This is a genomic window from Mycolicibacterium gilvum (assembly GCF_900454025.1).
In the GTDB taxonomy this organism is placed as follows: Bacteria; Actinomycetota; Actinomycetes; order Mycobacteriales; family Mycobacteriaceae; genus Mycobacterium; species Mycobacterium gilvum.
Genome location: NZ_UGQM01000001.1, coordinates 5,908,542 through 5,932,190 on the forward strand (window position 1 = coordinate 5,908,542; position 23,649 = coordinate 5,932,190).

The window sequence follows — 23,649 nt, forward strand, 5'->3', positions numbered from 1 at the left end:
GGCGATTTCGGATATCCGCGGCGACGAGCTTCAATAGCTTTATGGAGACGCGATTTGCAAGTTGGTCAAGCGATCTGGCGAGGCGGACATTCCTAGCGCACCACTCCGGCCGTCGAGATCGCATATGCCCCAATCAGTGGGAGCGCTGCACGTTGCAGTACTCCAACTTGGCCGGCCGGCAGGTGTCGACGACCTCGAGAACGACACAGCAGGTCGATAACGACCCCGATCTCGGTGGCTAGTCGCCCGCTTGTATCGCCGCGACACGTTCCAAAGCTGCGGTACCACAGATCCTCTGCAGCTCAATTGGACCCGAAGCAAGGAGCTCGTTCACGCGGCGGGTGAGCTCCCCAGATTCGACATACGCATACAGGTTGGCGCCTGGGCAGGCTGTGGCCGCATAATTGCGATGCCCCTCAACCACAGTCGGCGAGATCGCGTATTCATTCGCTGCCCACGCGAAAACTATTGCAGCGCTGCCCAATTGCTCGGGTATAACTTCCTCTTCGTCGAAGTTCCCTTCGCATAGCACGAGGAAGTGTCCGTCGGTGTCGTACTCCGTCGCGGTATCCCCCTTGATCATGGGGTCACGTAGCTCGTAGATGTTGCCGTTGCGATCGACTGCCACGTGGTAAGCGATGTCCGTCCAACCGTGCTGGTTCTGGTGCAGTTGTTGGTGCTGGCGCAGCCGGGCTGGCGCATTGCGGTTGTCGCCGAGCACCGCGCCAGTGTGGTGGATCGTCATCAGCCTCGGGATATGGGAGATACCGCCCTCACGTGCCGGTAGCGCGCCCCATCCGTCCCTGCAAATCATCTGCGCAACCGCTGCGGCGGCTGGCGGCGACTGGACTGGTTGCGGTGCTGGCTCGGGGGGCGGCGTTGGCTCGACGCTGCCCGTGGGTGCAGGCGGGGGCGACGAAGGGTTTGTCGGCGTTGCCGAGTTCGCCACATCGGTGGTTTGCGAGCACGCGCTCAGTACCGACGCCAACCCAACCGTGCCCGCTATCGCCAACAGCCGGCGCCGATTGACGGGCGTGTCGAGCAGGCCGGCAGGTTCTTCGTGCCCGCAGGTGCACATGCTCCCTAACCCTACGGAGGAGACCGCTGATATGGGCTCCTTCTGCTGATAAGGCTCAGTGCCGCCGTTTGCCCGCAGCTGGCGCGCGGGCTCCCTTGTCGGAACGGGTGTGGCGTCTAGCAATGCTGATTAGTATCCAGTTATGCCCATCGCTGAAGGGGCGGTCTTTGCCGGATACACCATTCAGCGCTTACTGGGCAGCGGGGGAATGGGCGAGGTTTATCTTGTGCAGCATCCTCGGCTGCCGCGCCAGGAGGCTCTCAAGATCCTCCCTGCGAGCGTAAGCGCTGACCCGGACTACCGCCAACGGTTCGCACGTGAAGCCGATATTGCCGCGTCGCTGTGGCACCCGCATATCGTCGCGGTGCACGATCGTGGCGAACACGACGGGCAGCTGTGGATCACGATGGATTACGTCGAGGGCACCGACGCGGCGCGGCTCATGCGCGAGCGCTACCCGCACGGAATGCCGCCGCGAGACGTCGTCGAGATCGTCGCTGCGGTCGCAGACGCGCTTGACTATGCCCACGAACGGTTCCTGCTGCACCGCGACGTCAAACCCGCGAACATCCTGCTCAGTGACCTTCGACATGGTGAACGTCGCATCGTCCTCGCTGACTTCGGGATCGCACGCGGAGTTGACGACAGCAATGGCCTGACCGCGACAAATATGACGGTCGGCTCCGTGGCGTACGCGGCGCCGGAACAACTTACGGGGAAGGCGCTCGATGGTCGTGCCGATCAGTACGCGCTAGCTGCTACGGCGTTTCACCTGTTCACCGGGACGGTGCCGTACGGCAACTCGAATCCCGCCGTGGTGATCGGCAACCATCTCAGCTCCCCTCCGCCGTTGCTTAGTCAGCTGCGCGACGACCTCGGACAGATGGACTCGGCTTTGGCCACCGCGATGGCCAAGGAACCTCATCACCGCTTCGAGACCTGTCGGGATTTTGCCGCGGCACTCGCCGGTCGTAGCAGCTCACCCGCTGTCAGCGGACACGCCGTGGGCCCCTATGACTTTACCCAGCTTGCGCCGCGACCCGCTCCGGTGCCGCCCGAGGCGCCGACGCAACTACGCCAAGTCCCGACACCCTCGTCGACGGGTGGTGTTCAGCAGCGACGGACAGGGCTTGTGGTTGCCGCGGCTGTTGCGGCTTTGCTCGTGGTGGGAGGCGTCGCCTTCATGGGCGCGAAACTGGCGCAGTCTCCAACCCCGCAGCCGCCGGCGGCATCGCCGACTCTAACCCGGCCGGCCTGGCCTGAGACTGTCGAGCCGCCGCGCACGGTAACCAAGACGGCCCCGCCGGTGACCGTCACGCAGCCTGGCAGTCCTCCGCCCGCCGCCCCCTCGGCCCCGCGTGCGCCCGCGCCCGCCCCGCGTGCCCCGTCGGCGTCCTCTGGAGATCTGGGTCTGATTCGTCCGATGAGTCGCCCGAGTTGCAATGGCCAAGGAATCGTTGTGCTGGGGTCCGTCACCACGCCTGGGCAGTATGCCGCTGGGGTGCAACGGCTTCTGGCCGCTCACCCTGGAGCGTCCTACCTCCGGACCGATCAAACGTGCCCGTCTTTGCGCGCAGCGACCGCAGAGGGCAACCCCATCTACGCGGTCTACCGACCAGCCGGAACAACCATCATCGAGGTGTGCGCTGCGGTGCGTGCGGCCGGCGGAGAGGCGTACGGCAAGTGGTTGGACTACACAACCGACCCCAGCTTCCAGATTCCGTGCTGATCGCCCGCCCACGACTTTCGTGCCCGAGAACCCGCGGGCGTTTGCGCATCGCCATGCTGATGCCGCTACTTCTTGTCGCGGCGTGCTCGAGCCAGCACAACGTCAGGACGCCAGACCCAGCCGACCAGCCGGAATACCGCGTCGGTGGATTACCGGTCGTGGAGGGCCCGAGTGGCTTGCGTGACAATGCCCCCGGACTTCGGAGGGGCGCCGATGGCAGTGACGGCGGTCCAGCCGATGCCCTGGTCCTCGCTGCGATCGATGACGTTGAAATGTTCTGGCAGCAGGTCTATCCCGACACGTTCGGGACCCAGTTCCGACCTGTCGACGAACTGGTCTCCTACGATTCGTTGGACCCGTCGAGCCCCGAAGTCTGCGGTGTGGACACCTATGACATGCCCAACGCGATGTGGTGCGCTCCGCTGTTCTCAGACAAGGAGTACATCGCCTGGGATCGTGGCTTTCTGGTGCCCACCGGCCAGCAGTACTTCGGAGATAGTGCAATCGCTGCCCTCATCGCCCACGAGTATGGCCATGCGGTCCAAAGCTCGGCCGATCTTGTCGGATTCTTTACCGAGACCATCGTCAAGGAACAGCAAGCGGATTGCTTCGCCGGCGCGTACAGCCGCTGGGTAGCGGAGGGAAAGTCACCGAGATTCACGCTGTCAACCGGAGAGGGCCTAAATCGCGTGCTTGCCGGTGCCATCAGCTCCGCTGATCCCGTGTGGTCAGAGCGTGAGTCGGAGATGGTGGAGGAAGGTCACGGCACCGCCCTGGACCGAACACGTGCCTTCCAACAAGGCTTCACCGACGGTACGGCGTCGTGCGCCGCGATTGACCTGGCCGTCATCGAGCAGCAGCGCGGCGACCTCCCGATATTGCTGCAGCGAGACTCCACCGGGGGCACCCAAAGCGGTGAGCTGCCGTTAGACGAGTCCACGCTGTCGACGCTCATGGAACTCCTCGACCAGATTCATCGCCCTCCAAGTCCACCCGGGCTCTCGTTTGACACCGAATCATGCCCCGAGGGGCCGGCTAGTCCCCCGGCTTCGTACTGCGCCAGCACCAACACGATTGTCGTCGACCTGCCAGGGCTCCAGGCGATGTCAGTGCCCGCCCGCCGGGAGGACTACAGCCTTCCCCAAGGCGATAACAGCGGCCTGTCGATCGTCACATCGCGCTACGCGATGTCGCTGCAGCACGCGCGTGGACGGCCACTCGATGCTCCCAGCACCGCGCTTCTTACCGCCTGCCTCACCGGTGTCGCACAAGGCGCTATGGCCGAACCCCTCGACCTTCCGAGCGGCAACACACTGCAACTTGCGGCCGGCGATATCGACGAGGCGATTGGCGGTCTTCTCACCAACGGCCTCGTTGCGGGAACCATCGACGGGCTGACAGTGCCCGCCGGGTTCACCCGGATCGAAGCGTTTCGAGCCGGGCTCGCAGGCTCCGAGCAGACGTGCCTCCAGCAATACTGACCATCCGCTTCTCACGCTGATCCGGCCGATAGACCGGCTGTTTGTGGTTCACTAGCAAACTGGGAGATGTACCTTAGGGGGTTTCGGTGGCGGTGACGTCTGGCCGCTCAAGGGTTGGCACACGTTTCGGAAAGTACGAACTGCTCACGCTTTTGGGCCGCGGTGGCATGGGTGAGGTGTACGAAGCCCGCGACACCCAAAAAGGGCGCATCGTCGCGCTGAAGATCCTCCTTGATCAGTACGCGCAAGAACCCGGATACCGGGACAGATTCACCCGCGAAGCCAATGCCGCCGCTGCGCTGCAAGAACCGCATGTCGTACCTATCCACGACTGGGGCGAGATCGACGGCAACCTCTACATCGACATGCGTCTCATCCGCGGTACAGACCTACGCAAGCTGTGCGCACGCGGGCCGTTAGACCCTGCCAGAGCAGTCCGCATTATCAGCCAGGTCGCCTCAGCTCTAGACGCTGCGCACGCCGAGGGATTGATCCACCGCGACGTCAAGCCGGAAAACATCGTGGTATCTGGCGGCGATTTCGCACATCTCCTTGACTTCGGCATCGCCGAGAAGATCGGAGACACCCATCTGACACAGGCCGGCCTGACCGTCGGATCCTGGGCATACATGGCACCCGAACGCCTCAGCGGCGACCAAGCCACATATGCGGTCGACATCTACTCGTTGGCGTGCGTCCTCTACGAAATCCTCACTGGTACTCGACCATTCGCCATCGATAGCATGCAACAGGTCATCAATGCCCACCTGCAAACTCCCCCGCCACAGGCAAGCACGACCAACCCACACATCCCCCGCGCCCTCGATGCCGTCATCGAACGCGGAATGGCCAAAGAACCCGACGACCGGTACGGAAGTGCCGGCGCACTTGCGCGCGCCGCGCAGCGTGCGATCTCCGGACCCGCCGAACTTGACCCCAACGCGACGATGGCAGCCGCACACGTCAACTACCCCACCGAGCAACACACGAGGCGAGCACCTGCACCACAAGTGCCACCCACCCCGATGCCGGCAAGCGCGACGGTGCAGGAATCCGGCATCTCCAAACCGATGATCATCGGTGTCGCAGCCAGTGCCGCACTGTTTCTCGCTGCGGCAGGTATCGCCGTCGGCATGATCGCAGCCCAGTCCGGAGACAGCGGTAACCAGAACGCCGTCCAGAATCCGTCGCTCACGCGGTTACCCGCACCCGAACGGCCGCTACCGGCCGGACAGCGTCCCACCATCCAAGACCGGACCTCCGCGCCTCGCCCGGCAGTTGCGCCGCCGGCGGTAACCGGTGTCGACGGATTAGGACAACGGTGCGACAGCGGCGTTCAGGTTCTTGGCAGTCCCGGCGCTGGCAGTCGTGCAGTACGTGGAAGTACTGAAACCAGTTGCCGCTTCGTGGAGAACGTACTGACCGCTTACTGGGATGCAGGCGGGCCGAATGCCTCACCGCGCACGATTTCTGCGGCAGGCGGTGTCCCGTGTAATCCGCGTCGCGCACGGTGCGCGGGCGATTTCTACATCCTCGAATGCAGCCCCTTCGATACCGGCGACTGGGTCACCTGCCGAGGTGGAGTGAACGCGGTTGTCCATATCTACTAGCAAGCGGGCACTTGTCTTCGGTTCTCTAATAAGTGTTCTAACTGGGTGCGTACCCTCCGACCGCTCAATGGAGACCACGAGCGCGTCCCCGCCTCCACCACCGGTGCCTGTACTGGTCGCGCCGGTGACGCCCACAAACTCCGAATCGACGCCCGTTCCGAGCGCTCAAGAGATTGATGCGAGCAGCTTGGCGACCAGCTTCACGCAGATGGCTGCGACCCTTCCGGCGGGTGATGTCGGGGTCACCATCTACGATGGGCAACGCATCACCCAGTATGGGTCGTGGACCGATGGCGCAGCGTGGTCGACCATTAAGGTTCCGCTGTCGATCGCCGCCCTTCGCGCCGATCCCGAAGGCGCAGAACCCCTAATGCGCCAGGCGATTTCGCAGTCCGACAATTCTTCCGCTGATCAAATGTGGGCGCTGCTCGGCGATCCCGCTGCGGCGGCGGCCGCAGTAGAGGACGTCCTCCGCGAAGGGGGCGATGCAGTTACCACCGTCCAGCAGCAACAGGTTCGGCCACCCTATAGCTCTTACGGGCAGACCACGTGGTCGGAGTATCAGACCGCAATCTTTGCCTTCAACCTCCCCTGCGTCCCGGGCGCGGAACCTGTACTGGCCTCGATGCGGGCAGTTGGAGGAAATCAGCAGTGGGGGCTGGCAAACTTCGCAGGCACCGCTGTAAAAGGCGGCTGGGGGCCCGGAACCGACGGTGGGTATCTAGTTCGCCAACTCGCTGTCGTGAACAATGCGACAGGCATACTCGGCATATCACTTGCAGCCCGTCCTCACGACGGCAGCATCGCCACTGGCGAGGCGATGCTCAACTTCCTCGGCGCATGGATCGATCAGACGCGCAACAACATCGTGGGGGGACAATGCTGATCAAGCGGAGCGGTGCCTCCTTGACGCTTCGCGTAAGTACTCCGGCCCCAGCTTGTCCGACCTCGCGAATAACAAACCATCCAGCCTGTCGGCCGCCTTGCGCACTTACTGAGCCGCCGTCCGCGCGTACAGGGTGGGTGCGCCGCCGTAAGTTCAGACGGGCGGGCCGGAAGACACCCAACCGAACCCGAAGGCTGCGTATCCGCCCCGCAACCGCCTCTAGGATCTCGATATGCCGTTGAGTGCTGGTCAGACGTTTGCTGGCTACCACGTTCTACGCCCGCTTGGCTCCGGTGGTATGGGGGAGGTCTACCTTGCGAAGCACCCGCGGTTGCCGCGGTTGGACGCCCTGAAGGTGCTCCGTGTAGACCTGTCACAGAACCCTGAATACCGTGCGAGATTCGAGCGTGAGGCTGATCTCGCCTCCAGGCTCTGGCATCCAAACATCGTCGGTGTTCACGATCGTGGCGAGTTCGACAATCACCTGTGGATCTCGATGGACTACATCGACGGATCAGACGTCGGGAAGCTTCTACGCGAGAAGTACCCGGCCGGTCTACCCGTGAACGACGTCCGTTCGATCGCTACTGCCGTCGCCAGCGCCCTCGACTATGCCCACAAGCAAGGTCTGCTGCACCGCGACGTCAAACCCGCCAACATCATGGTCGCCGGCGGCGGGGATGACAGACGCATCATGCTTACTGACTTCGGCGTGGCGCGCGCTGTAGGAGACGTCAGTGGCCTGACCGAAACCAATATGACTGTGGGGACGGTGGCCTACTGCGCCCCAGAACAACTCATGGGTGAAGAACTCGATGGTCGCGCCGATCTGTACGCACTGGCTGCGTCGTGCTACGAGATGTTGACGGGCACAACAGTGTTCCCCCACTCCAATGCTGCTGTGGTCATTAGTCGCCATCTCAATGCGGCGCCACCCCGCATCGGCGACACAAGGCCAGACCTCGCGCCTCTGGATCACGTGCTCCACACCGCGCTGGCCAAAGACCCGACTGACCGCTTTGCGAATGCTACGGAGTTCGCGGCGCGCCTGCGCGCAACTTCTCCAAATCCAGGCAGCGCGCCAGCGGCGGAGGCCACTCAGGTGCGTCCCGCTGGCGCACCGAAGACCCCCAGCGAGCCCTCTGCCGGACCGGTACCCCAGGCATCGCCGAAGTCCCGGCCGTCTCGGTGGTTGAAGGCCCTTCTTGGCCTAGGCGTCCTCGCGGCGGCCGCTGCCATGCTTATTCTTTGGCGCCCGTGGGAGACGGCCCCTGGCGACAGCCCGCGTGCGCCGACGCCGCCGAGCGCCACTGCCTCGCCATCGAGCACGGCACCGCCGAGTCCGCCCATCGCTGCAGCGCCAACCAGCGCACTCCCGCAAGCGCCGCCGCAAGCCACACCGACCGAGATCGTCACTGCGGCCGCGGTGAACTCAGCTGGCTTGCCGGCCGCCGGGTACAGCGAGGAGCCTGCCGACCCCTCCCGCGCGACGTTGTCGGAGTGTTCACAACCGTCGGTATCGGCGGTGCAACCGGGCATCTATAGCTGTTACCCGTTCGCCGCGAGCGCTACCACCTGCTGGCCCGCTCAGCCCCAAGCGATGCTGTGTCTCGATGACCCTTGGAGCAAACGGCTTACTCGATTCGCCTTCTCTACGGCGACGTTGCCGGCGGTGCTGCCACCGTCAACCCCGCAACCACTGGCGGTGCTCCTTGCGGACGGATCGCGTTGCAGCATCCTCATCGGCGGCGCCAGAGGCCGAGCGGATGGCTATTCGCCTGCGTACGGATGCAACGGTGGAGATCGACCTCCGATAGTGGTGACGACTCCGGGCTCGGGTGAAGGAATCGATCAGACTGCGCCCACCTGGACAGCATGGGTGGCGGACGTTAACGAGCCTCCTCGAGCCGAACGAATCGTCACGGCGATCTTCGCAGGATGACCCCGGGAGGGACTACCACCGCTGATAACGCCCGAATCCAGGGCTTCACCATCAAGGTTGTACCTGAACCGGCAGCAGGCGACGGTTGGCTCCCATTTCGCGCAGCCATTTTGACAAAGTCTGCCGGTAGCAGGTGCCTAAGGTTCGGCCAGGACATCGTGCTGACCCACAACTTCGGCCTTCCTACTTTGAACAGGCGCACGCCATGGCCCGGCCGTCAGTCTCGGCGAACACGGGACATCGCCGGCGTTAACACCCACCGACAGTGGCGAGTCAGCCCGGCACGAAGTCCGAGTAGGTGTATGTCATCGACGGCAACGCAGTGGCGGTGATTCGCACACCTCTTCCGCGAACCACCGCGATGAAACTGGCGCCAGCATCAACCGGCGCAGGAACTATGTGGGGTTCGGGGCTGCCTTCGACCTCGACATGGGTGGCCCCGAACGGCGTCAGAGCGATCATTGCAAGGCGTCCACCGGAGCCATTGGTGAAGCGATACCGATTCGCCCCCAGCGAGATCGCTGACCACGGTCGCCCGGCTGCAGCGTCCAGCCGGTAGGATGTCGACCGTCGCGTAATTCCCCCGGGGTGTCCGTCATGTAATTCCGCCACCGGTGGGCCTCGGTGTAGGTCTACCGGGTGGGCTTGGCGTTGTCTACCGGCGCGCTAGCGCCGGGTCTTTTTCGGGGTCGGTAGCTGGGTCCGTCCATCAGGATCTGGTGGCTGGTGTTGATCAGGCGGTCGAGCAGCGACTCGGCGACGACGGGGTTGGGGAACAGGTTGTACCAGTCCTTCGGTGATCGGTTGGAGGTCAGGATGAGGGGGCGGCCGTTGACGGCGCGATCGGAGATCAACTCGTAGAGGTCGTCGGCGTGCATCGCGGTGTGTTCGCGCATGGCGAAGTCGTCGAGGATCAGCACGAGCGGTTTGGTGTATTCGCGGATGCGTTGACCCCAGCTGCGATCGGCGTGACCGCCGGCGAGGTCGGAGAGTACCCGGGAGGTCTTGGCGAATCGGACGTCGCCGCCGCGGCGGGCCACTGCGTGCCCAAGCGCTTGTGCCATATGGGTTTTCCCGACTCCGACGGGTCCGTAGAGGATCACTGATTCGGCGGCGTCGAGCCACCGCAGTGCGGCCAGGTCGCGCAGCATCGCCGCGGGCAGCTTGGTGTTGGCGGTGAAGTCGAAGGATTCGAATGTCGATTGTTCCTCGAAGCGGGCTCGGCGGATGCGCCGGGTGAGGGCGGCGGATTCTCTGCGGGCGATCTCGTCTTCGCAGAGCACCTGGAGGAAGTCGAGGTGCCCGAGGGTGCCGTCGCGGGTCTGCGCCAGCCGGGCATCCAGGGTGTCGAGCATGCCGGTGAGTTTGAGGGTGCGCAGCGCATTGCGTAGTGCGGGGTCGAGGATGCTCATGGTGGTGATGTCCTTAGGTTCAGATCGAATGATGTTGGTTGCCAGCTGGATACGATGCGTTGATCACGCGATCTCGCCGGTGGTGGTGTCGAAGGCTTGCGGCCCGCGCAGATGCGCCGCGGCTTGCGGGGCGGCGGATTCGATGATGCCGTCGAGTTCGGTGCCGGCGGCCAGGATGCCCTTGACCGTGCGGTAGCTCGGGTCGCCGACGGTGATCGCCCGCGCGCAGGCGGCTTCCAGGCGGTCGTGGCCGACGGTCTTGAGCAAGGCGAGGACGCCTTGAGCGCTGCGCAGTCGGTGGATGGCGTTGACTTCCATGAATTCGGCGATCACCTGGGTACAGGCCGGTCCGACCTCGGCGGCTACTCGGCGACACCAGGTCGGGTTGCGCATCGTGAAGGCGATCTTCTCCGGCGGGTAGTGCTCGAAGTCGGTGGCCCGCCCACGGTGATGGGTGACGTGGGTGGCCACGACGTCGCCGTCGTGCACGATCTGCACCAGGTCGCCGCACGTGCGGGCGTGGACCTGTTGGCCCATCAGCCGCCACGGCACCGAGTAGAGCGCCTTGCCGACTTTCACGTGGCAGTCGGCGGCGACCTTGCCCGTCGACCACACCGCAAGTTGGAAATCACTGTGCGGCAACGGCAACAGGGCATGCTGTTCAACGGTGGAGAACACGAACCCTGGTTGCTCACCGTCGAGTGCCCGAGAGTTTCGCGCCCCGGCTACCTCACGGCACCAGACCAGCGCGGCGGCCTGCATCTGCTCCAGCGAGGTGAACTCGCGGCCCCGCCAGAACGAGTCCCGAATGTATTGCATCGGGCGCTCGACGCGTGGTTTGTCCTTCGGCTTGTTCGCCCGCGCCGGGTCGATCAGGCAACCGTAGTGGGCACCCAGTTCGGCGTAGGCCTTGTTGATCTTCGGGTCATAGAGATCCGGTCGAGTGACACCGGTCTTCAGGTTGTCCGGGACCAGCCGGGCCGGGACGCCACCGAAGAACTCGAACGCTGCCACATGCGAAGCGCACCAGGAGGATTGATGCATCTTCAGGACCGGTTGGACGAACAGATGCCGCGAATGGGCCAGCACCATCACGAACGCCCACACCGTCACGCGTCGACCACTGACTGGGTCGAACCACATCCCGAGGCGGCCGTAGTCGATCTGGGCCTCGCTGCCCGCTGGCACCGATCCGCGGGCCACGGTCACCTTCTCCCGCGTCGCCTCTTCGGAGAGGTTCGCCGAGATCCACCTGCGCACTGAGGATTCCGACGCGGCAACGCCATAGTCGTCACGCAGCCGCTGCGCCACGGTCGCCGCACTGACCTCGGCCTTGAGCCAGTCACGGATCCGGTCGCGGTGCACTTCGATGCCCGGCCAGGTCGTGGCCCGCAGACCGGGGTCGGCGACCTCGGGAAACCACCGACCAATGTGCGCCGCCCACTCGGGCTCGGTGACCGGCTCCCCGCCCGGGGTCAGCGACTCGGCGATCGCCGGCGCCAAATACCTGACTTGGCTCACTTTTCGGGTTCGGGCCTGACTGCAGCGTTCTGACCTGCGGTTCTAGTTGTAGATCGGCCGGAATTTGCACACTAAAGTGTGGTCGTAGGCTGCGCTGGTGGCCTACATCCGGACCGTGAAGACCGCCTCGGGGGCGACTGCAGTGCAGATCGTGTGGTCCTGGCGGCGGGGGTCACGCTCGATCGAGCACATCGGATCGGCCCACGATGATGTTGAGCTCGCGGCATTGAAGTCCGCTGCGGCCGCCCGCTTGGCGGCCGGACAAACTGAACTCGACTTGGGCCTGTCTGGTGGCCTCGAGCCGGGGACGCTGCCGATCACCTCCTCGCAGATGACGCATCTGTGGGGCGGCCTGTGCGCCGCCTACCGTGCACTGGGATTCGAAACGGTCACCCAGGGCGACAACGTGTTTCGCGATCTCGTACTTGCCCGGATCATCGAGCCGACCAGCAAGATCGACACCGCACGGGTGTTGAGCGAAGTCGGCGTCGACGCGGCCTCCTATGCCACCCTCAAGCGTCGGCTGCCGATCTATGCCACACCCGCCTGGCGGCAATCCCTGGCTGCGGCAACAGCACGGCATGCCCGGCTGGGGCCGGCCTCACTAGTGCTCTACGACGTGTCGACGCTGTACTTCGAGACCGATACCGGTGACGGATTCCGCGAACCTGGGTTCTCCAAGGAACGCCGGTTGGAACCGCAGATCACCCTCGGGTTGCTCACCGACGCCTCGGGGTTCCCGCTCACGGTAGAGGCCTTCGAGGGCAACCGGGCCGAGACCGCCACCATGCTTCCAGTCATCAACGCGTTCAAGGCCGCCCACCAGTTGAGCGATGTCACCGTCGTCGCCGATGCCGGGATGATCTCCGAATCCAACCAGGTCGCCCTGCAAGCCGCGGGGTTGTCATTCATCCTGGGCACCCGGATTCCGTTCCTGCCCGATGTGGTCCGCGAATGGCGCGATCAACACCCCGACGAGGCCGTTCCTGATCAGCTGGTGTTGACCCAGCCCTGGCCGGCCAGCAGCTCGGAGAAGACTCGCGGCATCCCCGATCGCGTCGTCTACTACCAGTACCGCAATGACCGGGCCCGGCGCACCCTGCGCGGCATCGATGAGCAGGTCGCCAAGGCCCAGAAGGCTGTCGATGGTCATGCTCCGGTCAAGCGCAACCGGTTCATCAAGCTCACCGGTGCCACCAAGACGGTCAACCGCGAGTTGGAAGCCAAGAACCGCGCTCTGGCCGGCTGGAAGGGCTACACCACCAACCTGGTCGACCAGCCCGCTGACTTCGTCATCGGCGCCTACCACCAGCTCTGGCGCATCGAGAAGAGCTTCCGGATGTCCAAGCACGACCTGGCCGCCCGCCCGATCTACCATCACCTGCGCGAGTCGATCGAGGCCCACCTGAGCATCGTGGTCGCCGCCATGGCCGTCAGCCACTACATCGAAACCCAAACCGGTTGGAGCATCAAGAAGTTCGTGCGTACCGCCCGCCGCTACCGCACCGTCCAGATCAAAGCAGGCCGCCAGCTCCTCACGGCCGCCGATCCGTTGCCCGACGAGCTCCGCGTGGCCCTCGCCAAAATCAGTGCCCCGACTTGAACACTAAATTGAGCCAACTCGGGACTCGGCGATCGCCGGCGCCAAATACTTCGCGATCGTCTTGCGGTCGATGCCCAAACTCTCCGACAGCTGGCGCTGAGACCGACCCGCATGCCAATGGGTCAACAACTCGATCAGGTCGAACACGTCGAAACTTCTCCTCGCCATTCGGCGCCCTTCCTCACGAGTCGAACCGTGAGTCGAGCGAACCTGTGTACGAGGCCCACGACCGGCTGCCACACCGCCCCAGGGTGGGGGAATTACGTGACAGACGGGGTGGGGGAATTCCGTGACGGACAACCCCTCAAGCTGGAGGAATTACGTGACCGCTGACACGCAGGTCAGAACGCTGCAGTCAGGCCCGAACCCGAAAAGTGAGCCAAGTCAGGTCCCCAGCGTCGATGGTGGCGGCGCATTTCGCAGATCAACGCCTCGACATCGGGAGAGATCCGGCCCGGGCTGGAATGCGGGCGACGCGACTGATCGGACAAAGCCTCCAGGCCACCGGCCTCATACCGTTTACGCCACGCCGTGACCGTCTGCCGCGTGACGCCGTACCGTTCGGCTACCTCACCAACGGGTGCGCCGTCGTTGACTTCAGTGACAGCGCGCAGACGGATCTCGACCGTGACACGTGCCGCAACATCGGAATCAGATTCAGGAACCTCTGGATTGACCACCGCCAGACCGTGGCAGGCACGGGTTACCCGTCAACGATGTCCCGATGACAAACGGTCAAAGATGTCCTGAACCCATACAGGTCAGCGTCGTGCGACGGACTCATTCACGGCGACCGGGCTAACCCGCACGCCCGCTGCATTGCCGGGAGCCGCACAGCCGCTTCCGCTACATCGGTTCACGACTCTGTCGGCTTCAGGATCGAAACGACGTGCTCCCGTAGCAGGCGGCATTGCCCACATCAAGAGTGCTTTCGCAGATGACCTTTCCGCCAAGAGAGATTCGGACTGTCACCCAATTATTGGGCATGGCCTCTGGGCACCACGCGCGCCCGTCACACACGCGAGGCCGCCAGTCGGCGCGAACCTCTGCACCGTCGACTGACGGACTGTGAGCGTCCAGCACGGTTGCGCTGGTTCGCCATGGCAGCGGCACGTCATAAAGTACTTTTCGCCCGGTGGAGTCAAAATACTGAATTTTTGCTGCGGCGACATTGTTCGAGAGGACCTCATACGTAACGGTATCCGCTGCGCGAGCTCCAGGCGACATCACGATAGAAAATAGGCATACAACCGAGGTGATAACCGCAAACTTCATGTGGATCATTGGGGCCCTTCCCGCACGTATGATTGCCGAGCTGAACGCGAGCGGACGGGCGTCCCCATGCGCCAAGGTGGTTGAATGCCCGTCGATGTCGCGCCCATTGCAATATTGTTAGGCGCCGGCTAGCAAGTACACGATCAATAGGTTATTAGTCGCCTCGTTTAGCCGCACGTCTATTCCTAGGTCCGTGTAAGAGCAATCGGGGATTACCGCATGGCCTTGCAGCAACGCACCCTTTATGGCATCGGCTTCGTTGGTCAGGGCACCCTGAAGCAACACGGCCTTGTTGCCGCCGTAGCCGAGATCCTTCAGACCGGGCATTGGGTCGGTGATCGGTTGGTACGTTGAGATGTGGTCGATATAGTCGTCGGTCGACTTATTGACGATCGCGGCTGCTTTCTCGGCAATCGGGTTGTAGGTGAACGGCGGGCATGACGTTCCGCCGCGTGCAGTCACTATCGCATCCCTTACGTTGGCCACCGGATCCGCGAGAGCTGACGGCGTCACCACCATGCCACCAGAAAAAAGCAGCGCGCATGCGACTACCAACCGGAAGGGCGTCCGGCGGTTTGGCGGTATCGCCGTCGCCTCGCGGTCTAGAGGTGGAGCAGGCGATTGCCCTTTCATTCACAAATCCTTTCCTCAAAACCAAGAATGGACTCCGCAGGCGTGCAGAACCATTTACTTATTTCTCCCAACGCGCCGTGAAGCTAACCGGGCCACCGTCAAAAAGACATTCCGTCAACAAGACCCGTAGCTCAGGCACACACGCGTGGACCTCTCGTCGTAGGCCTTGAACCATGTCCCTGTCGCCGTCATCAAAAACTTGAACTCGCCGCGCCCGCAATAAAGGCTGCTATCCGGCCGTATAGCGCAGGTCGTCGAGTTGTAGGTTACGTAGCTGCGCGGCGGCAGGGTCACATGAGCTTGTCCAGGAGGAAACTGAATGGCGGCGGTCCAGCCGTGGTGGACGGACCGATTTCCGTTGAACCACGCGATGTGATTGCTCCCCGGGGGCGCACCCGGGATATTGCCAGTGCAACCAAAGCTTCCCTTGTCCCAGATTCCGCAGTTGAGTCCAGTGGGTGACAGGAACCAGACACCGGGACGGTCAGCGAGGAAGAATCGGTCTGGCTCAAATCGGTCATACCACGCCAAAACATGCATCAATTCTGGGAATGGATCCGGGGCATCCCCTGCCGGCTCCGCATATCCCGGCACCACGGTGCTGAACATCAATATGGTTGCCGAGGCAATGCCCGCCAACCACCTCCAAGGGCGTGCACGGTGATGCAATCGCTCCTCCTTTGAGCAGCCCACAAGTTGCGAAAGGCAACGACGTTGGCTCATCCCACACTCCCCAAATCCCTTTAATTCAGCTGATGAAGCCCAGCGGACCCGGCGCCGCCAGCGCGATGGCAACCGGTGGTGACCTCGCCGATCGAGGTCGAGAATCGTTCAGCGCCTGCGCTCGATGCCGTGGACTCCGCTATGGATCGAGCCGAATCGCACGCTCGCCGTCTAACCATCAGTGACCGGACGCACTCTTACTCGCATACATTTGAACGATGAATTCTGCTACCCCAACGCAACACTCTGTGCACCGATGGACCTGTGAACCAGGCGGCTTGATGACTCTTGATGCCGGCATTGACATTGGACAGGTGCTGCCACAGTAGGTAGAAACTCTCACCTTGATAGATCGGGAAGTAGACGTTCCCCGCGTGGTCGGTTGACTGAGTGAGTGCTTGGGCGCGGGGGGCGAGGAAGCTCACCGATTGGTCGATATTCGTGGTGACTATGTCGACTTGCTGCTGAAGGTCGCCAATGCTGTAGTCCCAGTCGGAGCCCGAACCCATGTAGACCCCGGGTCCATTAGGTGTGATCCGGTTGAACTGCAGCCTATTGATCTGGCGCATCAGCTCGTCATATTGTGCGTTGAACCACTGACACATCTCCCGTTCGGCGTTGATGTCCGCATCGGTCACCCTATTTTTGGTTTGGTCAAAAGGAAATGGAAATTTCGGCACCCAGCCCGAAGGTGTTGGATTGATCACTGGTAATGGCACGGGAGGCCGCGCGTAATCGGACGGATCAGCTCGCGAAGCGGGCCCCACCGCGACCGACACGCCGGATAACACAATGAACACGCATGCGAACGAGCCGACGGCGCGACTGAGGCGGCTCTGCATCGCCTTGTCCTGCGCCGCAGAAGCCCCAACCGCCCGGCGACGCCCTTGAACGCCGCCACCTGAACCTTGCCTATCTCGACCCATCATGAATCACCTTTTCGGAGGTCTATTTTGGTGCTAACGCGTCGCCAACTCCGCCAACATCTGTGATTTGCCAATCCTTGTTGCTGTCGATTGTGACGCTATATGTCGCGGTCGACTGCAGTGGCTCCGGCGATTGCGCAGTCTTGGTGAGGACGCTTACAAAAGCGTCGACGACATAGGCCCCGTCGGTGACTGTCCGAACCTTTGCCGCCAGTGGGTGTGCGGTGGAATTCCATTGAAGCGGTACCAAAATCTGTTCCATTGACGTGGCAGCCTCGGACAATTTGTCCCTCAGTTCAGGACTGGTGCCCGCGACAAGCCTGTCTTTCCAGGCGTTGAGGTCTTGGTAGTTCATTGCTGCCGCTTCACCCGCGTACTGCAGCGCTATCTTCTCGGCGTGCACGTTGTTCTCGGATTGACGGGCCTCCTCGTCGAGTTGGCCTCGCGCTCCAACGTAGAGCCAAGACAGCACGCCGATCGCGCCGACAAGGACGACGATCACCACGGAGGTCACCGCGCCACGTAGAGAGACCGAGAGTTGTACTCGTCTGGACTTCTCACGCTGAGGTGCGTCTTTGGCCGCCGACGTCTCCTCAATGGTGCTTTCGCCCTCGGGCTCTGATCCGGCAGCATCTATTTGCGCCGAATTCGGCACGGCGGCGTCTCGTTCGCTATCGACCGTCATTAGAATTCCTCAATTCGTGGTCTAGGGCAGTCGTACCTGCCCATTTACTTCGGGGGACGGTTACGCGCAGGGTAATCGCGCCGTCCTCGGGTACTGTCTCCAGGATGTTGGTCAAGATCTGACTGGGGTCGAAGTTCAACAGTGCACCGGCGATAGCCCTGACGCGTGGCCGAAATGCTTCGCCCAGCACTTTGAGGTCACCGCCGTTGGCATCCAACAGCTTCTGGATTCGGTTGATGAAGAAGCCGAATTTCTTCATACCGTCCGGGCCAATCTCGAGGGCACCCACCGAAAACCCTTGCAGGGTCTTGGAGGCATTTTGGGCGCTCTCTCGGAGATCGGGCGCCGTGGCAGCGAGCGTGGGCCCAACCCATCCAGCGTTGCGTAACAGTGTTTGAAAATTGCTCAACAAGACCCGGCCCTGGCCGTGCATATTCGCTGCGGTGTTTCTCAGCATCTCGCTGGCGTGCGCCAAGTTGGGCAGTGCCGAGTTTGGATCCGGCAACGCTGTATCTGCCTCGCTGATGATGCGTGCGAGCGCATCGGGGTCGACCTGATTGAGTAACCGCGTGACACTTGCCGCCAGTTCGGTTATCGATGGTGGTTGCTCCACCATCTCGGTTGAGATGTGCTGGCCATCGCGCAACATAGGACCGTCCTGGCGCCGCGGGAACAGTCCGATATAGCTTTCACCGAGGGCGGACAGGTTATCGAGCCGCACATCGCAGTCGGCGGGGATAGGGAAGCGGTCGTCGACGTAGAAGTCGATGGTGGCTCCGCCGACGGATGACGCGATATGGCTGACTTTGCCGACCGGAACGCCACGCAACAGAATATTCGAATCAACGACGATGCCATTGATATCAGCCACCGTCATGGAGAGATTGACTCTGTTATCAGGCGGCTTGAGCCGCACACCGAGCGAGCCGATGTAGCTCACCGCAAACACAATCATCACAGCAAACGCCAGAAACGACAGGAAATTTCGGCCCTTCATGGTGTCCCACCCAAGATCCGTAGCACGTCCTGAACGTTTCCCGAAATTTCCCGGCCGTCCGGACTCATTATCGAAGTAATGTTGATCGCGGGATATTTATCCTGCGGGAGGAAGAATTCAGTGAGTAGCCGGCGCCATGCAGGCCCCTCCTCTTCGAACATCCTCTTGGATTGCTGAGTAGCGCCTGCCGCATCTCGCAATGAATTCAGTAGGGGCACCAGCCAGAAACCACCGGCGTAGATACTCCCGGTAGAGGGGAGGATGGTTCCGACATATGAAAATATCTCCAAGAACCGACGAAAAGCGGTCATCCCTTCCTCGGAGAACATCTCCTGCAAAACCGGGATCTTGCGATGTGCGACATCTATGGTCTCGGACACGCCGTTGAGCCACAGGTCAACGAGATTCATGTTGTTCGACAGGTCCCCGAGGTCGGCTGCCACTTGGGAAGCCATTTTGCGGATCCCGTCCTGGCCCCCGGGCGGCTGGATTCGGTTGATACGGGCGATCGACTCTTGAACGCGTTGGATGGAACCGCTCGACACAAAATTCGCCATGTGGGCGATGGTGTCTTCGAGTTGCGGTGGAGATGTGGTCTGTGCCAGCGGGATGCGGGCACCCGGACTCAACGCGGGCGCCGGCGCCTGGTCGGTTCTCGGTCGCTCGAGAGCGACATAGATGTCGCCCAAGACCGTGTCCTGCTGCAGAACCGCTCGGATGTCAGAGGGCACCGCGACGCCTCGCTCAATAGTCGAGGTGACGTCAACCGCACTGCTGGACAGTGCCACATCCGATACGACCCCGACGGTGGTGCCGTCCAAGACCACCTTTGCGCTGTCCGGCAAATTAAGTACGTTGGCGAACTCGATGACGATGTCGTATCCATCGCTATAGCTACTTCCCGGCGCAGGCAGCGAGCTCACGTTGAGCGAAGCACACGAGGAAACCGTAATGACGGTGGCAACGGCCGCGACCAACCGCCAATCCCGGCGGTTCATCGGTTCGCCTGGGTGAGTACGTACTGAAGCAGCGCAACATCAACCGCGTATGGCTGCCCGGCAACGTTCGCGCAGCTCCCCGGCGTCGAAGAATTCATGATGCCACAGAGCGCCCACCCGTCGGGGGTTCTGATGCGATACAACGGCGGACGGTAATTGATATTGAATTCACGGTTGTTGAAATGGCCCGCCAGCGTATTGACCCACCATGGAACCGGGTTCAGGAGACTTGCCACCCACGGCGCGTGTGCACTCAGTTTCCGCAGCGCAACCGATGTCGCATCAAGCGTGAACTGAAACTCCCCACCGAGGTTTTCTTCTATGTCCACAACGGCTTTCACAGCTCCCATGAATCCTCCGACCATACGGTTGCCACCATCCAAGGTCACGGCGACGTCCGACATGTTCTGTTCCGCATTCAGCAGAGCTTCTTTCAGCGGCCCTCTGATCTCGCTGACTGCTGAGGTCAGTTCGGCGAGGTTGGTGATCACGGATCCGACGTCGCTGATCACCTGATCGGGACTATCGACTACAGCCGATGACGTCGTTAGGAGCTTGTTTACGCCGGCGCCATTGTTGTGCAACGCTTGATCGAGTTGACTTACGACATCGCCGACATTCGTCGATTCAGCCGGATTGATTCCGTTGACGAAATCGGTCGCCGAACCTATCACTGCCGACACGCTTTTCGGGGTCCATGAACGGGAAAGCGGAATGCACTCGCCCGCACCGAGGTGGGATCCCGAACCAGCGTTGCCAACGAGTTCCAGCGACCGATCAGCAAGAATCGACGTCGACCGGACAATTGCTTTGACGTCACCGGGCAACAAACGCCGTTCAGTGACACTGAAGTCGACGCGTACGTCGGTTGCACCGGGGGTGATACTGGTGACCTCACCGATCTGGTAGCCCATCTGCGTCACCGGATTGCCGACGTATAGACCGATGCTGTCGGGCAGGACCGCGCAGTATTGGGCGTTGGCCTGTTCTTCGGGCGGCCCGCCGCACGAAGTGCCAACCGTCACCACCGCCGCCGCTGTGAGCGCGATTGCCACGACCCGGCGACGGTGAGGCGAACCTGACCCGGGCATCAGCACGGACTTCCGGGTATTGGCATACAGAGGTCGGTAGCCAATAGCTCTGGTGCCGCCTGCTGTGCGCCCAGGATCCGTTCGATCTTCACCCGCGTCAGGTGCAGCGCCCGAACGACTACACCGTTGCGTTCCGACCACATTCGTGATTTCTCCAACCAATCGCGAATTTTCACGAGAGCTTTGTCGCGGTGATTCTGATAAAAGATGAAGACCGGTGAAAGACCATCCATGATGTCACCGAAACCAGCCATGGCGCGGGCGAGCCCCTTGCTGTACAACGTAAGCGACTGCTCAATGATCGAAATCTTGCGTATCAAATCTTTGAGCTCATCTTTGTAATTGTTTACATCCTGCAAATACTCATTGGACAGGTTGAGCATGGCGCTCACCTGCCCGCGTTGCTTCTCAATGGTGGACATTACGTTGTTGCCCGCATCGATGACCGCGGAGACCGATTCCAGGTTGGTACCGGTAAGCCCCCGCTGCACCTGGCCGAGTGATTCGTTGATGGGCTGTGGGGCGACATTGTCGGTGATCTTCGTCGCATCCGTGAGGGTGCGAATCAAACTGTAGGGCATGGTCACCCGTTCCACCGGAATAGGTTTCGTCCCCAGAGGCGTGTCACCTATTGGCGAGATGCTTACGTAATAGCCCCCCACCACGGTGAGCATGCGGACCTGCACCTGCGAACGGTCACCGACGAATGCACTGTCGTCGACCCGTGCTTCGACCCGGATTTGGTCCGATTCCAGTGTCAGATCCTTCACCTTGCCAACGTTGATGCCGGCAATTCGTACTGGGTCTCCAGGGCGGATCGCCGCCGCGTCGTCGGTATAGAAGATGACGGTCTTCTGCCCGGGCGGACTGACATAAACCATGGCGATGAGCAGCGCGATAACGGTCATGAGTGCGAGGGCGCCGGCACCCCAGACAGTCGGGTTACGTAACACTTTCATCGGTTGCACAACACCACTTTTCGTCCATTGAGAAATACGTCCATTTCTGCCGGTAACTGAGCCCGTCCCCGGGAACACGCCAGGGGCGCACCAGCTTCAGGCGGCGGCGGAATGTTCTCCCACATGACCGGAACCAGCTTGAAGGCCTCCGTATAGTCGTCAAACACGGTGAACGCACGGTCGAAGGCTTCGTCCACGTTGGTTACGTTCTTGTTGGATTCCGGGCCGTAGACGAAATAGTCGCCATTGTTGCCCTCGGCCGGGAATCCCAAGTTCTTGACCACTTGCGCCGCATCGTCCATAAATTCGCCGTAGAGGTGGGCTTTTCGAAACTCGTCCAGAATTCCAAGCATGCCGTCGACCGGACCCTTGTTGAGCCAATCCACTATTTGGATCAGATCTTTTCCATGTCCGCCCATGGTGTCGGAGATGTCCTTCAGATTACGCATCAACGTGGCGATGACTTGCTGACGGTCCGCTACGAACCTGGTGAGCTTGTGGATACTTTCCAGCATCGGCGCCAAGCCGCCGCCATCACCCGAAAGATATGTTGCCGCGTTCGCTGTAAAGGTGTTCAGTTCGTCGGGATTCAGGGTGGCGATCACAGGTTGTAGCCCGTTGAACAATTCGGTGACGTCGAAAGACGGTTGCGTCATCGTCGTAGTCACGTCAGTAACGAGATCGGCCTTGGAGTAATTTTCCGCCGGATCGACGACATCTATGTAACGCAGTCCGGTGAGCGCCTCGAACTTGATGGCAAGTCGGGTGCCAGACACCACGCCATAGCGTTGGTCGCACGTCAACCTGACAACGGCGATGCTTTGACCGTTCCTTCGCTCAAGGTCGACCGACTGCACCTTCCCGACGCGAACTCCGCGGACCCGCACGTCGGCGTCCGCATGTAAGCCCGATGCGTCAGTGAACTCGGCCGTATACGCTCGCGTTTCCGCTGCTGTGGGCTGCTTGATCACGTTCGCCAACAGGATGAACAGGGTAATGGCGACTATGCCGCTGATCGCGAGTCGCCACAATGCCGCGCCGGTCTTCATCGGGCACCGCCCGCGGCAGCAAGTGGCGCCGCCACACCCGGCATGCTGTCGAGAAGGATACGAACTTGAAGCGCGCGCTGCTCAGGGGTCCCTGCGTACATCTTCTCAAGTCGGGTACGCAATTCCACGAGCATCTCCGACATGCCTTGGGGTCTCATCAAAGGTGGGACCACATCAGTCATCGCCCGGACACTGTCGATGACAGGCGTCAGATCGTCAATATGCGTGTACTCCAGCCTGCCGATAGCCCCAAAGAGGTTATCGGATACATACTGCATGAACGGAAGAATGACGGTTTGATATTCCTCCTCGCTGGCATTCCAAGTACCTTTGTTGAGTTTATTCGTACCGTGTGTTGCGTAGTAACCGGCGTCGAGCATCGCATCGGCGAACCCGGGGAACGCGACGCTTATTCCAGTCGCGTTTGTCAATAATTGCGCGGTACTCACTGTTTGAGTTTCAGCCAGTGCATTCGCCGAGATCACCAGTGTCTCGGCCAGCGGATTCAACGCATCGGTGTATCGAGTGGCCTTCTCGACCACCTCGATCAGCTGGTTGGTCAGCGCCCCGGTGGCGAGTTTTCCAAGGCGGGATAGCAATGCCTGAAGTGTCGAATTACCTTTCGGCGTGATCGTCAACCGGGTTCCATCGGCGAGCGGCCGGCCACCCGTACCGGCGACTAGATCGATACCGGTCACACCAAAATAGTTGATGGTCCGGAAATCGATGCCCATTGCGTCAGTCAAGCCCTTCGTCGGCGATTTCTGCAGATTGGTATCCAGCAGAACACCGCCTCCGGACAACCTGGACACGGCGGTGACCTCCCCGACCTTCACCCCGTGCATGACCAGCTGCGTGCCCTTGGCGACGCCCGGTCCGACATATGGCGTCTCGATCGCCACCGAGATTTCATCGTCCGGTCGGCTGGCGAATGGCTTGAACGCGATGAATATGCCTGCAACCGCCACGGCGCAGAGCACGACAACTGTGCCGACGATGGTCAATGTTCGCTTCTCAGATGCCTCCGAGCCATGCAGGAGCATGTCTTCTC

General features: G+C 61.8%; 18 protein-coding genes and 2 pseudogenes. 6 read left to right on the top strand and 14 right to left on the bottom strand.

The window, feature by feature from the left end; all coding sequences use genetic code 11:
- Nucleotides 1–238 precede the first annotated feature (238 nt).
- A complete protein-coding gene (locus tag DYE23_RS31545; protein ID WP_115328689.1) occupies nt 239–745 on the bottom strand; it encodes a peptidoglycan recognition protein family protein in 507 nt (168 codons plus the stop codon).
- Between the two features lie 475 nt (nt 746–1,220).
- Here DYE23_RS31545 and DYE23_RS27885 point away from each other — a divergent pair, with 475 nt between their 5' ends.
- The 5 genes from DYE23_RS27885 (at nt 1,221) to DYE23_RS31550 (ending at nt 8,726) form a co-directional block, all read left to right on the top strand.
- Nucleotides 1,221–2,807, top strand: coding sequence for a serine/threonine-protein kinase (locus DYE23_RS27885; protein ID WP_115328690.1), 1,587 nt, complete (start codon nt 1,221–1,223; stop codon nt 2,805–2,807).
- Between the two features lie 53 nt (nt 2,808–2,860).
- Nucleotides 2,861–4,288, top strand: coding sequence for a neutral zinc metallopeptidase (locus tag DYE23_RS27890; RefSeq protein WP_115329133.1), 1,428 nt, complete (start codon nt 2,861–2,863; stop codon nt 4,286–4,288).
- 86 nt (nt 4,289–4,374) lie between these two features.
- The gene (locus DYE23_RS27895; RefSeq protein ID WP_235660514.1) at nt 4,375–5,898 is read left to right on the top strand and encodes a serine/threonine-protein kinase; all 1,524 of its coding nucleotides are present in this window, start codon (nt 4,375–4,377) and stop codon (nt 5,896–5,898) included.
- A gap of 124 nt (nt 5,899–6,022) precedes the next feature.
- Nucleotides 6,023–6,784: a serine hydrolase gene (locus DYE23_RS27900; protein ID WP_147292303.1), complete on the top strand. Its 762-nt coding sequence runs from the start codon at nt 6,023–6,025 to the stop codon at nt 6,782–6,784.
- A 232-nt stretch (nt 6,785–7,016) separates the two neighbouring features.
- Nucleotides 7,017–8,726, top strand: coding sequence for a serine/threonine-protein kinase (locus DYE23_RS31550; RefSeq protein WP_235660515.1), 1,710 nt, complete (start codon nt 7,017–7,019; stop codon nt 8,724–8,726).
- 632 nt (nt 8,727–9,358) lie between these two features.
- Here DYE23_RS31550 and istB read toward each other — a convergent pair.
- Both istB and istA read right to left on the bottom strand, forming a co-directional pair.
- Nucleotides 9,359–10,138 carry an IS21-like element helper ATPase IstB gene (gene istB / locus DYE23_RS31095; protein WP_115327697.1) on the bottom strand — a complete coding sequence of 260 codons (780 nt, stop codon included), beginning with the start codon at nt 10,136–10,138 and terminating at the stop codon, nt 9,359–9,361.
- Between the two features lie 63 nt (nt 10,139–10,201).
- Nucleotides 10,202–11,647: pseudogene (istA, locus tag DYE23_RS31100) on the bottom strand (IS21 family transposase); the annotation flags it as partial.
- A 109-nt stretch (nt 11,648–11,756) separates the two neighbouring features.
- On the opposite strand from istA, the gene DYE23_RS27920 reads away from it, so the two are divergent.
- Nucleotides 11,757–13,262, top strand: coding sequence for an IS1634 family transposase (locus DYE23_RS27920; protein ID WP_435404796.1), 1,506 nt, complete (start codon nt 11,757–11,759; stop codon nt 13,260–13,262).
- Nucleotides 13,263–13,289: 27 nt separating this feature from the next.
- Here the strand turns inward: DYE23_RS27920 and DYE23_RS30980 are convergent.
- The 11 genes and pseudogenes from DYE23_RS30980 to DYE23_RS27975 all read right to left on the bottom strand — a co-directional run.
- Nucleotides 13,290–13,409, bottom strand: a pseudogene (locus DYE23_RS30980) (integrase); the annotation flags it as partial.
- A gap of 194 nt (nt 13,410–13,603) precedes the next feature.
- Nucleotides 13,604–13,942 (bottom strand): helix-turn-helix domain-containing protein, encoded by a 339-nt coding sequence (locus DYE23_RS27925; protein ID WP_235660516.1) that lies wholly within the window; start codon nt 13,940–13,942, stop codon nt 13,604–13,606.
- 712 nt (nt 13,943–14,654) lie between these two features.
- Nucleotides 14,655–15,170, bottom strand: a complete 516-nt coding sequence (locus tag DYE23_RS27935; RefSeq protein WP_235660517.1) for a hypothetical protein — start codon at nt 15,168–15,170, stop codon at nt 14,655–14,657.
- A gap of 920 nt (nt 15,171–16,090) precedes the next feature.
- Complete coding sequence (locus tag DYE23_RS27940) at nt 16,091–16,735, bottom strand: hypothetical protein (RefSeq protein WP_115328695.1); 645 nt, start codon at nt 16,733–16,735, stop codon at nt 16,091–16,093.
- A gap of 106 nt (nt 16,736–16,841) precedes the next feature.
- On the bottom strand, nt 16,842–17,504 hold the full coding sequence (locus tag DYE23_RS27945) for a hypothetical protein (RefSeq protein WP_115328696.1): 663 nt from the start codon (nt 17,502–17,504) through the stop codon (nt 16,842–16,844).
- Nucleotides 17,491–18,501, bottom strand: coding sequence for an MlaD family protein (locus DYE23_RS27950; protein WP_115328697.1), 1,011 nt, complete (start codon nt 18,499–18,501; stop codon nt 17,491–17,493). The genes DYE23_RS27945 and DYE23_RS27950 overlap by 14 nt, the downstream gene beginning before the upstream one ends.
- Nucleotides 18,498–19,499 (bottom strand): MlaD family protein, encoded by a 1,002-nt coding sequence (locus DYE23_RS27955; protein ID WP_172527852.1) that lies wholly within the window; start codon nt 19,497–19,499, stop codon nt 18,498–18,500. The genes DYE23_RS27950 and DYE23_RS27955 overlap by 4 nt, the downstream gene beginning before the upstream one ends.
- Nucleotides 19,496–20,590 (bottom strand): MlaD family protein, encoded by a 1,095-nt coding sequence (locus tag DYE23_RS27960; protein WP_172527955.1) that lies wholly within the window; start codon nt 20,588–20,590, stop codon nt 19,496–19,498. Before DYE23_RS27960 ends, DYE23_RS27955 begins: the two co-directional genes overlap by 4 nt.
- Complete coding sequence (locus DYE23_RS27965; protein WP_115328698.1) at nt 20,590–21,549, bottom strand: MlaD family protein; 960 nt, start codon at nt 21,547–21,549, stop codon at nt 20,590–20,592. Before DYE23_RS27965 ends, DYE23_RS27960 begins: the two co-directional genes overlap by 1 nt.
- Nucleotides 21,546–22,598, bottom strand: a complete 1,053-nt coding sequence (locus tag DYE23_RS27970; RefSeq protein WP_115328699.1) for an MlaD family protein — start codon at nt 22,596–22,598, stop codon at nt 21,546–21,548. Before DYE23_RS27970 ends, DYE23_RS27965 begins: the two co-directional genes overlap by 4 nt.
- The gene (locus DYE23_RS27975) at nt 22,595–23,641 is read right to left on the bottom strand and encodes an MlaD family protein (protein WP_115328700.1); all 1,047 of its coding nucleotides are present in this window, start codon (nt 23,639–23,641) and stop codon (nt 22,595–22,597) included. The genes DYE23_RS27970 and DYE23_RS27975 overlap by 4 nt, the downstream gene beginning before the upstream one ends.
- Nucleotides 23,642–23,649: the final 8 nt, after the last annotated feature.

Bases quoted from the DNA above. Each gene is read 5' to 3' on its own strand.
- DYE23_RS31545 (WP_115328689.1), bottom strand. From the start codon at position 745: ATGACGATCCACCACACTGGCGCGGTGCTCGGCGACAACCGCAATGCG.
- DYE23_RS27885 (WP_115328690.1), top strand. From the start codon at position 1,221: ATGCCCATCGCTGAAGGGGCGGTCTTTGCCGGATACACCATTCAGCGC.
- DYE23_RS27890 (WP_115329133.1), top strand. From the start codon at position 2,861: ATGCTGATGCCGCTACTTCTTGTCGCGGCGTGCTCGAGCCAGCACAAC.
- DYE23_RS31550 (WP_235660515.1), top strand. From the start codon at position 7,017: ATGCCGTTGAGTGCTGGTCAGACGTTTGCTGGCTACCACGTTCTACGC.
- istB (WP_115327697.1), bottom strand. From the start codon at position 10,138: ATGAGCATCCTCGACCCCGCACTACGCAATGCGCTGCGCACCCTCAAA.
- DYE23_RS27935 (WP_235660517.1), bottom strand. From the start codon at position 15,170: ATGAAAGGGCAATCGCCTGCTCCACCTCTAGACCGCGAGGCGACGGCG.
- DYE23_RS27940 (WP_115328695.1), bottom strand. From the start codon at position 16,735: ATGCAGAGCCGCCTCAGTCGCGCCGTCGGCTCGTTCGCATGCGTGTTC.
- DYE23_RS27945 (WP_115328696.1), bottom strand. From the start codon at position 17,504: ATGACGGTCGATAGCGAACGAGACGCCGCCGTGCCGAATTCGGCGCAA.
- DYE23_RS27950 (WP_115328697.1), bottom strand. From the start codon at position 18,501: ATGAAGGGCCGAAATTTCCTGTCGTTTCTGGCGTTTGCTGTGATGATT.
- DYE23_RS27955 (WP_172527852.1), bottom strand. From the start codon at position 19,499: ATGAACCGCCGGGATTGGCGGTTGGTCGCGGCCGTTGCCACCGTCATT.
- DYE23_RS27960 (WP_172527955.1), bottom strand. From the start codon at position 20,590: ATGCCCGGGTCAGGTTCGCCTCACCGTCGCCGGGTCGTGGCAATCGCG.
- DYE23_RS27965 (WP_115328698.1), bottom strand. From the start codon at position 21,549: ATGAAAGTGTTACGTAACCCGACTGTCTGGGGTGCCGGCGCCCTCGCA.
- DYE23_RS27970 (WP_115328699.1), bottom strand. From the start codon at position 22,598: ATGAAGACCGGCGCGGCATTGTGGCGACTCGCGATCAGCGGCATAGTC.
- DYE23_RS27975 (WP_115328700.1), bottom strand. From the start codon at position 23,641: ATGCTCCTGCATGGCTCGGAGGCATCTGAGAAGCGAACATTGACCATC.